At 34.3% G+C, this 14,059-nt stretch carries 11 protein-coding genes; all 11 read left to right on the forward strand.

Going from position 1 to position 14,059, the window contains the following annotated elements; genetic code table 11:
* Positions 1-88 precede the first annotated feature (88 nt).
* The 11 genes from K8M07_RS07805 to hutH all read left to right on the forward strand — a co-directional run bounded on the left by K8M07_RS07805 (position 89) and on the right by hutH (position 14,020).
* On the forward strand, positions 89-1,417 hold the full coding sequence (locus K8M07_RS07805; protein WP_223377470.1) for an NCS2 family permease: 1,329 nt from the start codon (positions 89-91) through the stop codon (positions 1,415-1,417).
* Positions 1,418-1,483: 66 nt separating this feature from the next.
* Positions 1,484-2,335: an FAD binding domain-containing protein gene (locus K8M07_RS07810; protein ID WP_223377472.1), complete on the forward strand. Its 852-nt coding sequence runs from the start codon at positions 1,484-1,486 to the stop codon at positions 2,333-2,335.
* The gene (locus K8M07_RS07815) at positions 2,332-2,802 is read left to right on the forward strand and encodes a (2Fe-2S)-binding protein (protein WP_223377474.1); all 471 of its coding nucleotides are present in this window, start codon (positions 2,332-2,334) and stop codon (positions 2,800-2,802) included. Before K8M07_RS07810 ends, K8M07_RS07815 begins: the two co-directional genes overlap by 4 nt.
* A complete protein-coding gene (locus K8M07_RS12685; protein WP_263282494.1) occupies positions 2,792-4,057 on the forward strand; it encodes a xanthine dehydrogenase family protein molybdopterin-binding subunit in 1,266 nt (421 codons plus the stop codon). Before K8M07_RS07815 ends, K8M07_RS12685 begins: the two co-directional genes overlap by 11 nt.
* Positions 4,057-5,064 (forward strand): xanthine dehydrogenase family protein molybdopterin-binding subunit, encoded by a 1,008-nt coding sequence (locus K8M07_RS12690; protein WP_263282495.1) that lies wholly within the window; start codon positions 4,057-4,059, stop codon positions 5,062-5,064. Before K8M07_RS12685 ends, K8M07_RS12690 begins: the two co-directional genes overlap by 1 nt.
* Positions 5,057-6,778, forward strand: coding sequence for an adenine deaminase (gene ade, locus K8M07_RS07825; protein WP_223377476.1), 1,722 nt, complete (start codon positions 5,057-5,059; stop codon positions 6,776-6,778). The genes K8M07_RS12690 and ade overlap by 8 nt, the downstream gene beginning before the upstream one ends.
* Positions 6,779-7,275: 497 nt before the next feature.
* Positions 7,276-7,785, forward strand: coding sequence for a (2Fe-2S)-binding protein (locus K8M07_RS07830; RefSeq protein ID WP_317845484.1), 510 nt, complete (start codon positions 7,276-7,278; stop codon positions 7,783-7,785).
* The gene (locus tag K8M07_RS07835) at positions 7,778-8,638 is read left to right on the forward strand and encodes an FAD binding domain-containing protein (RefSeq protein WP_223377478.1); all 861 of its coding nucleotides are present in this window, start codon (positions 7,778-7,780) and stop codon (positions 8,636-8,638) included. Before K8M07_RS07830 ends, K8M07_RS07835 begins: the two co-directional genes overlap by 8 nt.
* A complete protein-coding gene (locus K8M07_RS07840; RefSeq protein WP_223377479.1) occupies positions 8,635-10,890 on the forward strand; it encodes a xanthine dehydrogenase family protein molybdopterin-binding subunit in 2,256 nt (751 codons plus the stop codon). The genes K8M07_RS07835 and K8M07_RS07840 overlap by 4 nt, the downstream gene beginning before the upstream one ends.
* Positions 10,891-10,995: 105 nt before the next feature.
* Positions 10,996-12,405: a YfcC family protein gene (locus K8M07_RS07845; RefSeq protein WP_223377481.1), complete on the forward strand. Its 1,410-nt coding sequence runs from the start codon at positions 10,996-10,998 to the stop codon at positions 12,403-12,405.
* A gap of 79 nt (positions 12,406-12,484) precedes the next feature.
* Positions 12,485-14,020, forward strand: a complete 1,536-nt coding sequence (gene hutH / locus K8M07_RS07850; RefSeq protein WP_223377483.1) for a histidine ammonia-lyase — start codon at positions 12,485-12,487, stop codon at positions 14,018-14,020.
* Positions 14,021-14,059: the final 39 nt, after the last annotated feature.

Raw genomic sequence — 14,059 nt, forward strand, 5'->3', positions numbered from 1 at the left:
TTGATAATAATTTTTGCTTCACTACTAAACTGGAGACTCATAAAGGAGATAAAGATTTTAGTAAATCAAGTTTAGAGGAGGGTGTTTTGTGGATAATGTAAAGGATAATAGTTTTTTCGAAAGGAGATTCAAGCTTAAAGAAAACAACACCGATGTGAAGACGGAAATTTTAGCAGGTTTGACAACATTCATGACTATGGCATATATACTTATAGTTAATCCAAATATGCTGACGCAAACGGGAATGGATTGGGGTGGAGTATTTACTGCTACAGCAATTTCAGCTATTATAGCTACTCTCATGATGGCTTTCTATGCAAACTATCCATTTGTATTAGCACCAGGTATGGGGCTTAATGCTTTCTTTACCTATTCAGTAGTGCTTGGAATGAGTAAATCGTGGCGGTTTGCTTTAACGGCAGTATTTATTGAAGGGATTATATTTATCATATTGTCTTTTTTCAAGGTTAGAGAAGCTATATTTAATGCCATTCCAATAAATTTAAAGAAAGCAGTATCAGTAGGTATTGGGCTTTTTATTGCTCTTATTGGTTTTATAAATGCTGGTATAGTTATAGCTGATGAAGGAACTGTAATTGCTTTGGGTACTATAACCGATGTAGGACCTTTACTAACATTAATAGGATTGATAATCATGGGAGTATTGCTAGCTAAGAATGTAAAAGGAGCATTATTAATTGGTATCCTTGTAACAACAGTAATAGGTATACCGATGGGAGTTACACCACTTCCCACTGGGTTAATCCAAGTTCCACCATCATTGGCTAAAGTTGCATTTCAATTTGAGTGGTCAGAGATCTTTACATTTGACATGTTTGTAGTAGTATTTACTTTCCTATTTGTAGATGTATTCGATACTGTAGGAACTCTAGTAGGGGTGTCTTCCAAGGCAGGTATGCTTGATGAGAAGGGCAAACTTCCAAGAGCAAGTCAAGCATTGATGGCTGATGCTATAGGTACTACTGCAGGAGCTTGTTTAGGAACTAGTACAGTTACTACTTATGTAGAATCTGCATCAGGTGTAGCTGATGGGGGCAGAACTGGTCTTACTGCATTAGCTGCAGCTGGGATGTTCTTCTTAGCATTGTTTGTATCTCCAATTTTTTCAATAATACCAGGAGAAGCAACTGCACCTGCATTGATATTAGTTGGTCTATTTATGATGAGTCCAATTAAGGAGATTGACTTACAAGATTATACGGAAGCAATACCAGCATTTTTGACAATAGTCATGATGCCTTTTGCTTATAGCATTGCAGAGGGAATAGTATTTGGTATGGTCTCTTATGTAATATTGAAGCTTATAACTGGGAAAAGCAAGGATATATCAATTGTTATGTGGGTATTAGCAATACTATTTATATTTAGGAGTATATTGCCATTAATTCAAGGTTGATTTAGCCAAAGGCTGCCTTCTTCTAAGGAGGGCGGTTTTTTTGACAAAGATTTGAGGGGGTTTTAGATGATAGTACATCGAGGAAAAACCATAGAGGAAGTTATAGAATTGTTAGCCAAGTATAAAGACAGTAAGATAATAGCTGGTGGTACTGACGTAATTTTAGATATTAAGGATAACAAAATATTCCCTGAAGCATTAATAGATATTTCAAGCATTGAGGAATTGAAAGGGATTGAATTGAAAGGAGATTTTATAGAGATAGGAGCAGGAACTACATTTACTGAGATAGCGGAAGATGAAATCTTTGAAAAAAATCTACACGGACTCAAAAAAGCTTGTAAATTAATAGGCTCACCTCAAATAAGGAATAGAGGAACTGTAGGAGGGAATATTGTCAATGGTTCACCTGCTGCTGATTCCATTCCACCTTTACTATGTTTAGAAAGTACGCTTATATTTGAAAGTTTAGAAGGAATACGGAAGGTAAAACTTGAAGATTATCTTAAATCCAAATATAGAATAAAAGAACATGAGCTACTGACAAAGATTCGCTTTAAGAATCCAGAAGGATTGCTAAATTTTATTAAATTAGCGATTAGAAAGGCACTAGCCATATCCAGAATGTCTATTGCTACTTTAATTGAATTAGACGAAGAGGAAAAAGTAAAGGATATAAAGGTAGCCAGCGGATCCTTAGGTAGATATCCTATGAGGGAACTGGAAGTAGAAGAATTTCTTCTAGGCACAATTTTAGGTGAATATACAGTAGATGAAGCTGTGAATATCTTACAAAATGCTATGGAAAAAAGATTAAAGGGGCGACCTACTCTTCCTTACAAGAAAAGAGCAGTTAAAAGTCTATTAAAGGAAGCTTTAAACCAAAGGATTAGAAGCTCAAGAAGGGTGATATCATGATAGAGATACAATTAACTGTAAATGGAAAGGATTATACTGTAAACATAGAGGAAGATAAGAGATTATTAGATGTACTCAGGGAAGACTTAGGCTTTACAGGAGTCAAAGAAGGTTGTAGTGAAGGTGAATGTGGTGCTTGTACGGTTATAATGGATGGAAAAACAGTTAACTCATGCATGGTAATGGGGTTTCAGGCTAATGGAAGTAATATAGTAACAATTGAAGGATTAGAAAAAGACGGACAACTGCATCCTATCCAACAAGCGTTTATAGATATAGGAGCTGTTCAATGTGGATACTGTACTCCTGGAATGATTCTATCAGCTAAGGCTTTATTGGATAAAAACCCAAATCCTACTAAAGAGGAGATAAGAGAAGGCATTTCCGGTAATTTATGTAGGTGCACCGGATACAGTAAAATTGTAAAAGCGGTAGAGAAGGCTAGGGGGTATGAGGATGAGTCTTGATATAGTAGGCAAGAATATGATTAGAGTAGATGCTTTAAGTAAGGTTACGGGAAAGGCTATATACCCTGCAGATGTATATATGGACAATATGCTTTATGGTAAGACATTGCGCTCAAAAGTACCACATGCATATATAACTGTAAATACGAAAGAAGCTGAAAATATTGATGGAGTAATCAAGATATTCACATGTAAAGATGTGCCTACTAACGAGCATGGAGTTGTATTTAAAGATCATGAAGTTTTTTGTAGTAAAAAAGTGAGAAGAATTGGAGATCCTATCGCATTTGTGGTAGCGACAGATATAAAAACCTGTGATCTAGCTTTGGAAAAGATTAAGGTTAATTATGAAGAGATTGAAGGAGTTTTTGATCCTATATCCGCCATGAAGGAGGATGCGCCAAAGGTACACGAAGGTAATAATATAATGTATCATTATAAATTGAGAAAGGGAGATACAGAAAAGGGCTTTGAGAGTAGTTATGTTATAGCTGAGAATACGTATAAAACTCATATGGTAGATCATGCATTTTTGCAACCAGAGTCAGGGGTGTCCTATATAGATGAAGAAGGAAGGGTAACAGTGGTAGTGGCTACTCAATATCCTCATTATGATAGAGAAGAGATAGCACGTGCATTAAATATATCAGAAGATGAGATTAGAATAATTAATGCAAGTATAGGAGGTGCTTTTGGAGGAAGAGAAGATATTAGCCTTCAAATACATCTGGCATTGGCAGCTAAAGAGATTAAAAGGCCTATAAAGGTCGTATACAGTAGAGAAGAATCTTTCATATCTCACTCTAAAAGACATCCTCTAATTATGAAATATAAAACTGGTGCAGATAAAAACGGGAAATTATTAGCTATGGAGGCAGATATAATAGGAGATACAGGAGCCTATGCTTCTTGGGCTACAAATGTTCTTAGGAAGGCTGGAGTCCATGCTACAGGACCATATTATATTCCAAATGTAAAGGTGGATAGTATTGCAGTATATACTAACAATCCATTTGCTGGAGCTATGAGAGGTTTTGGAGCAACTCAACCTCCTATCGCTTATGAACAACAGATGGATATTTTAGCAGAAGAATTAGGGATAGATCCAATAACAATAAGAATGAAGAATATGTTTAAAAAAGGATCTGAAACAGCTACAGGACAAATACTGACAGAAAGTGTACCTTTAGAGGAATGTTTAAATAAGGTATTGGAAGATATGGATTTAAACCTGGATAGAAAGGGGGCTTATTGATGAAAAGAATAGGAAGGGGAATAGGCTTATCTTTTTATGGAACCGGGTATGGTAATGGATTTCCTGATGTGTCTAGAGCAAAGGTTAGACTATTAAAAGACGGTAATGTAGGAATATATGTAGGCGGTACTGAAGTAGGGCAAGGAGCTAGAACTATATTTTATCAAATAGGCTCTGAAACATTGAAACTTTCCTCTGATAACATTTCCTTTATTACTGAAGACACTAGCTTAATGCCAGATTCAGGAACAGCTGCAGCTAGCCGCCAAACTTATAATACTGGTAACGCTATTAAAATTGCTTGTGAAAATTTTATGGATAGATTAAGAGAAGTTGCTAAAAGGGAATTGAAATTGAATTCCACTCAAGGGTTAAAAGTGAATAATGGAAAAATATATCTGGAGTTTTTCCCTCGAAAAGTCATTTCTTTTAAAGAGTTAGCTCAGAAACAGAAAGGTAATGTAATAGAAGCAGAAGGGGAATTTGTCGCACAGACTGTTGAAATGGATTCAGAAACTGGTCAAGGGGCACCCTATTGGCCATATACATTTAATGCTTGTGGAGTTGAATTAGAGGTAGATGTCCTCACAGGAAAGGTAGAAATATTAAAAACAAGATTTGCTCAAGATGTAGGAAGGGCAATAAACCCTCATCTAATTGAAGGTCAAATGGATGGAGGATTCGCAATGGCTTTAGGATATGTACTTTTTGAAGATTTAAATATAAATGAAGGCAGAATTAAAAACCAAAAATTTTCTAAATATCTGATTCCAACAGCAATGGATATGATTGATTTAGAAAATGTAATAGTTGAAGATCCTGAATCCACAGCGCCTTTTGGAGCTAAAGGGGTAGGGGAACCAGTTATGATACCTATAGCTCCAGCCATATTAAATGCTATATATGATGCAGTAGGAGTAAGAATTACAGAGTTGCCAGCAACTCCGGAGAAATTAATAGAGGCTATAGAAGATAGTAAGGAGGGAAGGGTAGTGAAGCATGGATAGAATAATTAAGATTGCAAAGGGAAAGGAAAAGGCGGAATTGGTTTTAAAAAATGCCAATATAATTAATGTATTTACCAATGAAATTATAAGAGGGGATGTGGCAGTAGAGAAAGGTGAAATTATAGGTATTGGTGAATATTATGGGATTGATGAGATGGATTTAGAAGGGAAGTATTTATCGCCTGGATTTATAGATGGGCACGTTCATATTGAGTCTTCTAAGGTGATCCCTGGTCAATTTGCTAAAGCTGTAGTTCCCAGAGGTACTACTTCCATTGTAGCTGACCCCCATGAGATAGCTAATGTAAAAGGTTTAGAAGGAATAAGGTATATGCTTGATGAAAGTGAAGGTTTACCATTAGGAGTGTATATGATGTTACCTAGTTGTATACCATCAACTCCTTTTGAAAACGCTGGGGCAGTATTGGAAGCTGAAGATCTAAGGGAACTTATGGAAAATGATAGGGTACTAGGATTGGGAGAAATGATGAACTATACTGGGGTTATCAACAGAGATAGAAAGATATTACAAAAAATACAATTGGCTAATGAAAAGGGTAAGATAATAGATGGACATGGACCGTTGATATCCGACAAAAATTTAAATGCTTATGTGGCTGCAGGAGTCAAAACGGAACATGAATGTTCAACAGTAGAAGAAATGTTAGAAAGGCTCCGTTTAGGAATGTATATCCATATCAGGGAAGGTTCGGCTGCAAGGAATCTAAAGGAACTGATAAAGGCTGTAAACAAGGATAATTTAAGAAGATGTATGTTCTGTACTGACGACAAGGAACCCAGCGATTTATTAGAAAGTGGAAGCATAGATAACAATATAAGATTAGCTATAAAAGAAGGGGTAGATCCTATTGATTGTATAAAGATGGCATCTTTGAATACTGCTGAAATATATGGATTAAACGGATTAGGAGCTATAGCTCCGAGGTATAAGGCAGATTTGTTAGTAATAGACAACTTGGAGAACTTTAATATATTAAAGGTTTTTAAAGAAGGCAAAATTGTAGCGGAAAATTATAAGCCATTGTTCGATATTCCGCATAGATATAATGTTAATATGAAAGATACTGTGAATATCCAAAAGGTTGAAAAAGATGATATTAAAATATTCATTGAAGGTAAAAATGTAAATGTAATAAAGCTTTTTTCTCATAGTTTGATTACCAAGAAAGTCATAAGAAAAGTTGGCAGTGATATAATAGTTAGAGATGGAGAATTTATACGTGGAACTAATATATTAAAAGTGGTTGTAATAGAAAGACACAGAAAAACAGGAAATATTGGATTAGCTTTAGTAGAGGGCTTTGGTTTAAAAAATGGAGCGATAGCATCAACTGTGGCCCATGATTCTCATAATATTATAGTCATCGGGGATAATGATGAGGACATAATGTTAGCCATAGATGAGCTAGAAAGAGTAGGGGGTGGGATTACTTTAGCATCAGAAGGAAATATACTCGATACTTTACCTCTGGAGATAGCAGGCCTTATGTCGGAATGCCCATTGGATGAAGTTAATAATAAATTAAATAGAATGCTCAAAATTGCTCATGATACATTGAAAGTAAATACGAATATGGAACCATTTATGACATTATCCTTTATAGCTTTACCAGTCATACCAGATGTAAAGATAACTGATATGGGGTTGTTTGATGTAGGGGAATTTAAGTTTATTGATTTAGCTTATGAATAAATTTGGGGGAAAGATTAATATGATAACATGAATATTTTCTATAATAGTTTTATCCATAATATTATTGGGATTAATATAATTGTTTATAGATGAAAATGAAAGGTTATATGAAGTGGGATTTTCTCTGGACTTATTGCTAAATGAACTATAGATGGTAGTAGAATACTACCATCTTTTTCATAAAGAAAAATTGATATTATAATGGAAATAATATTTTTTAGTACTTGTACTATGCCATGAAATATATTAGGATAATTATAAGAATTAATATTCAGTTATAGTTACAATACAAGGGAAAATTTTTAAACACTTTTTTTAAAATTAAAAAAATGAAGTAACCGAAAACTTCAAAAATAGCTGTTTATAGATTTTAGTAATTTGGCATAAAAAGCATGTAACTAATAGTTAAAATTGTGGGAAAATTGATGAATTAGGAATTTAGTCTGCGCTTACAACCAATAAGACGAATTTTTTGGAAACAGGTATAGGAGAAGTATTTGAAAAAGACAGATGGGAGAAAGAATTGGAGGATACATATGATTATTAAATTAATGGTTAATGACAAAATGGTTGAAAGGGATGTAGACCCAACAAAAAGGCTTTTGGATTTTCTGAGAGAAGATTTAAATTTAACCGGTACAAAAGAAGGATGTTCAGAGGGAGAATGTGGAGCATGTACAGTTATTGTTAATGATAAAGCAGTAGCTTCCTGTTGTGTTCTAGTTGGACAGGTCAATGGTGACAATATACTAACAATTGAGGGGCTAGAGAAAAATGGAGAACTTGATATTATTCAAAAAGCCTTTATAGAAAAAGGTGCCATTCAATGTGGATTCTGTACTCCGGGAATGATAATGTCCTGTAAAGCTTTATTGATGAAGAATCCAAAACCTACTGTAGATGAAATTAAAAGATCTATAGAAGGTAACTTATGCAGATGTACAGGTTATACAAAAATTATTGAGGCAGTTCAGCAAATTGTTGAAGAGAGGTGTAATAATGAGTAGCAATTATATAGCACCTAAAAATATTGAAGAATTATGTATGGTTCTCAAAGATAAGGATGATAGAACTCATATTATTGCAGGTGGAACAGACTTAATAATAAATTTAAGAAAAAAAGGGATAATTGATTACAAGATAATAGATATTAGTAAGTTTCAAAGATTTAAGACAATAGATTTTCAGGAGGATAGGATTATCATTGGTTCTTGTGTAACTATGATTGAGCTAGAAAATAATGAAGAAATCAAAAAATATATACCTGCTTTAACTAGCGCTGCATATAGCTTAGGTTCGACACAGATTAGAAACAAAGCAACAATTGGCGGGAATCTAGTTAATGCATCACAAAGCGGTGATACAATACCTGTACTATTTGCATATGATGCAGATGTTAGGATAATGAACTCATCCAATGAGTATAGATATGAGAAGGCAAGTGACTTTGTATCAGGTATTGGACAAACTTCTTTAAGAGATGATGAAATAATAACTAGCATTATAATCAAAAAGTCAGATAGCATTTCAGCATTTTCTAAAATTGGTTCAAGAAAGACAGTAACAATTTCAAAAATTAATTGTTGTGGAAAGTTTGATATGGGTGAAGAAGATAGAATTAACAACGCTATTATATATTTAGGCGCAGTAGGAGTAAAACCAGTTAGATCAGATCTAATTGAAAACGAATTAATCGGATTCAAATTAGGACAAGGTTTAAATGATGGCATGAAAAAAGTGATACAGCTACAGATAGAAAATGCGATTCCAAATAGGAATTCAAAGCACTATAAAAAGGTAGCTACTATTGGATTAATTGAAGATATGCTTTCTCAGGTAAGGGGTGACTTGAGGATATGAAAGAATTAAAATATGTGGGCAAAAGTTTAGTAAGAGAAGATTCTTACGATAAGGCTACAGGAAAAACCATATATGTAGGGGATATGAAAAGGACTGATATGCTCTATGCTAAGCTTGTTTTAAGTGAAAAAGCTCACGCCGACATAGAAATAGATAGAAGTGAAGCTATGTTAGTTGAAGGCATAGAAGCTATTTATACACATGAAGATGTGCCTAAAGTATTTTATAATTCTGCTGAATGGTATCCTGGAATTAAAGGAATTAGAGATGAATTAATATTAAATAACAGGGCAAGGTTTGTTGGAGATAGAATTGCACTTGTAGTTGGTAGCAGCAAGGAAACTGTTGAAAAAGCTATATCAAAATTAAAAATCATTTATAAGGAACTAAAACCTGTAATTGGATTGAAACAAGCTAGAAAAGATGAAGTTATTATAAAAGAGAATACAAATCTAGCTTTTTCAAAATCCATAAATGTTGGAAATTATGAAGAAGCCTTAAAAAAAGCAGATTATGTAATCAAAGATATAGGTACTACACCTAAAGTTCATCATGCGGCAATAGAACCTCACGTATGTCTTGCAGAATTTGACTATCAAGGGAATCTTGTTATTTGTACTCCCTGTCAAGTAGCAACTCAAGTTCAGATGCATGTAGCAAATGTGTTAAATATTCCTTTAAATAAGGTCAGAACAGTAAAGGCCGTTATGGGAGGTTCTTTTGGAGGTAAAAGTCAACCTATCTTAGAACCAATCGTAGCTTTTGCAGCATGGAAGTTGAATAGGGCAGTATTGCTATATATGGACAGAACCGATGTGATTACAGGGACTGTGTCAAGAAATGCTACTGAAATTGCTGTTGAAACTGCTGTAAACAAGGAAGGGAAAATTTTAGGAAGAAAGGTTGAAGTTCGTGTAGATGGCGGTGCATATAATACGAATGCATCGAATGTAACCATGGCATTAGGGAAGAAATTATACAGACTCTATGACATACCTAATCAAACTTTTGAAGGTAAGGCATATTACACTAATACCCTACCAGGAGGAACATGTAGAGGTTATGGTTCACCACAAGGCCATGCTGTTACTGAAGTCAATATAGACAATATAGCAAAAAAATTGAATATGGATCCATGCGAATTTAGATTACTAAATTTAGTTGATGAGGGAGCGAAAGATCTAACTGGCGCTCCTGAGATTGGGAATGCGAAGATTAAAGAATGTGTTAAAGTTGGGATGGAAGCTTTCAACTGGAAGGAAAAGAGAGATACTATAAAAAATAAAAGTGCTGATAGATATGCTTATGGGGTAGGTATGGCCTGTGGAACTCATGGAAATGGATATAAGGGTGCTTATCCGGATTTTACCAATGTGGACATGAGAATATATGCTGATGAAGGTGCAATTGTAAAGATAGGGGTGCATGATCTAGGTTGTGGTACCATAACTACTTTGAAACAAATTGCTGCTGAAACCCTAGATATAAACATGGAAAAGATCAGAATTACAGAAGCTGATACTTTTGTCACTCCTTATGATTCAGCAGGAACTCAGGCTAGTAGGGTTACATATGTATGTGGAGGTGCAATTAAAGAAGCTGGAAAAAAATTAAAGGCGAAGTTAATTAACGCTTTTTGTAAGCTTAAAAATGTGCCAATAGAAAATGTAGAAACTGCGAATGGTTATATATATGATAAAAACTCAACTGAAGAACATACTTATGGAGATATAGTTACAGAATATGAAAAACATTTTTCTGAGTCAATGAGTATATCTTTAGAATATAAATCCCCAGCTAATCCAGCATCTTTTGCAGCATTTTTTGCTGAAGTGAAGGTAGATAAATATACTGGCTTGGTAGATGTAATAGATTGTTTGGCAGTACACGATATAGGAAGAGCTATCAATCCAATGCTGGTAGAAGGGCAAATTCAAGGTGGCGCTCAGTTTGGTTTAGGTATGGCATTATATGAGCAGATGAAAATTAACAAAAATGGAGATGTAAAGTCAAATAGTTTTTCAAAATATCACATTATTAATTCAACATCCATGCCTAAGGTAAAAATAATACTAATTGAAGACAATGAACCTTATGGACCGTATGGCGCAAAGAGTGTTGGCGAAATGGCTACAGTTGCTCCAGCACCTGCAATTATAAATGCAATAAACTTTGCCTTGGATACTAATATTACAACTTTCCCCGCAACGCCCGAAGTAATAGTCAATGAAATTTTAAAGAAAGGCATCTAGAACTTATCTGCAACTATAGAAGGAGATGAATTAAAAGAAAGTATTAGAATGAATATAACGTTTAAGTAGTGATGGGGGTTAAACATAGAGAAGAAGGTGAGAATTATGACGGAAAAAACTAATATTCCAAAAAAGAAAAAATTTAAATTTCCTCATGCCTTTGTATTGTTGTTTGCAATGATCATATTGGTTGGTATTTTAACTTATATAATACCTGCTGGACAATATGACAGAATACAAATTGATGGAAGAAGTGTTGTTGATCCTGATAGTTTTCATTATATTAAACAAACACCAGTAAAACCTTTTGAATTTTTTATGGCAATACCTAATGGGTTACAAGAAGCTTCAACGTTAATTTTTATGATTTTATTAATAGGTGGAGCTATCAGAGTATTTGACGGCAGTGGAGCTATAAGGGCAGCAATTATGAAATTAAGTCAAGTGGTTGGAGAAGATAAAAGTAGCTATATTCTTGTAGCTATAATGATTTTTTTCACTTGTTTAGGAGCTTTCCCAGGAATGCTAGAGGCTGTTATTCCATTTGCTCCATTATGTATTGGTATTTCTTTGGCTCTGGGATATGATATTTTAATTGGAATAACAATCTCATTAGGTGGGATAGTAATTGGATGGACTGCAGGGCCATCCAATCCGTGGACAGTTGGGATTGGGCATACACTTGGAGAACTTCCTATGTTTTCTGGAATTGGATTTAGAGTATTAATTTTATTAGTATTTATTGCAATATTATCCACGTTTGTATTAAAGTATGGAAAAAAGATAAAAGAGGATCCCACAAAGAGTTTAGTGTATGGCATTGATACGGACAATCTCATAGTTGAGCATGATAATAGTAATGAGTTTATTATAAGGGATAAGTTGGTATTAATTACCTTTGGAGCTACTATTTTCTTTATAGTATTTGGTTCTTTAAATTGGGGGTGGGCACTTCCTCAGATGTCAGCAACTTATATAATCGGTGCAATAATTGGTGGAATATTTGCAGGATATAACTCTGAGAAAATTGCAGATGAGATTATAGAAGGTGCAAAATCTATATTAATTGGAGCACTGGCAGTTGGGATTGCTAGAGGCATAAGTGTTGTGATGACAGACGGAAATATTATTGACACCGTAGTTTATGGTATTTCATCTTTGTTAGATGGTTTGCCTACAATGGTTACAGCAATTGGAATGTTTATTATACAAACAATAATAAATTTTTTTATTCCCTCAGGTAGTGGACAAGCAATGGCAACTTTACCAATTATATTACCAGTCGCTGATATTATAGGTCTTAATAGACAAATCGCAATATTGGCATTTCAATTTGGTGATGGGTTATCTAATTTAATTTATCCTACAGTTGGACCAGTAGTTGCGTGTTTAATGTATGCAAAAGTACCTTTTAATAAATGGCTAAAGTATATTATGCCGTTTGTATTAATTTCGTGGTTAGTTGCTACTGCATTATTGATTATTTCCGTTTTGATTAATTTTGGACCGTTTTAATTAAGTTCTATATTAAAGTTATTGAGTTTATAATTTTTGATTTTAAAAGTATTTAAAATTAAAGAAAGGAGTGAAAACGGTGGAGAAGCTAGTTTTAACTGGTAAAGGTCTTATTTTAAATGACATATATGATGTAGCTTTCAATTATAGAGAAGTTGAAATTGATGAAGAGGCTTTAGAACTTGCAAAACATGCACGACAAATATTATTTGACCTTGCAGCCAAGGGGGAACCCGTTTATGGATTAAATAGAGGAGTTGGATGGAACAAGGACAAGGAATTTGACCAGGACTTTTTCGAAGAATATAACAGAAATTTATTGAGCAGTCACTGTTTAGGAGTAGAACCTTACAATACTGATGAAGAAGTAAGAGCCATGCTATTAATTCGACTTAATAAAGCATTAGCAGGCTCAACAGGAATCTCTACTGAAATATTGGATTTATATAAGGAATTTTTAAATAGACGGATCCACCCTCATGTGCCTAGAAGAGGCTCCATAGGCGAAGGGGATATAACAACTCTTTCTCATATTGGACTTTGTTTAATAGGAGAATGGGAAGTTAGCTATAAAGGAAAGATTGTTCCAACAATTGAAGCATTAAATGAAGAAGGTATTAAACCCGTTGTACTTGGTCCAAAGGATGGCCTTAGCATAGTATCTTCAAATGCACAAGGAGAGGCAATGGTTGCAATTCTAATAAAGGAAGTAGAAGATTTAATATCAATTTCCAATTTGATCTACTGTTTAAGCTTAGAAGGGTTAAATGGTGTAATTCAATCACTTGATGAAAAGGTGAACACTTTAAGGGGACTTAATGGACAAGCAGTATCTGCTAAACAATGCAGGGAATTTTTGGAAGGGAGTTATCTGTATAAACCTCATAAGGATAGGGCTTTGCAGGATCCATTGAGCTTTAGGTGTGCATTTGCAGTTAGTGGTACTGTAATTGATGCATTAAATTTTGTGAAGGAATATCTACAGGTACAGATAAATGCGACTGATGATAATCCTTGCATAGTATATGACGAAGATCGAATATCTGTAAGCTGTAATTTTGAAACAACAACTTTAGCTGTAGGGGTTGAGATGCTTGGGATAGCATTAAATCATATATCAAGTGCAGCGTGTCATAGAATAATAAAGCTTAGCGACCCTGGTTTTACTGGTTTATCAAGGTTTTTAACTCCAAAGGAAATTAAAACAATAGCTTATGGCACTATACAGAAAGCATTTACATACCTTGATGCTGAGAACAGAATGCTAGCTAATCCTTCATCTATGGATTATTATTCTTTAGCAGGTCAAATTGAAGACCATGCAAGCAATCTTCCACTAGTAGCAGCTAAGGTTGCGAAAATAGTCGATAATATTAGATACATAATAGGTATGGAAGCAATACATGCAGCGCAGGCAATTGATCTAAGAGGCGATATTGAGCTTGGCAACACTACAAAATTAGCATATGAAGAATTTAGAAAATCAGTACCATTCTTAGACAAGGATAGAAACTTAAGCGTGGATATTAAAAAGGCACATAAATTTATTTGTTCCAACGAGCTAAAGGATATAATTTCACATAATTTTGGATTGTCTGAAAGCATTTCAAATTAGTAAATTACTCAGATTTTATTTTGATCTAGGGAGGGAAAA

Source organism: Schnuerera sp. xch1, assembly GCF_019931165.1.
Lineage (GTDB): Bacteria > Bacillota > Clostridia > Tissierellales > Tepidimicrobiaceae > JAIOUP01.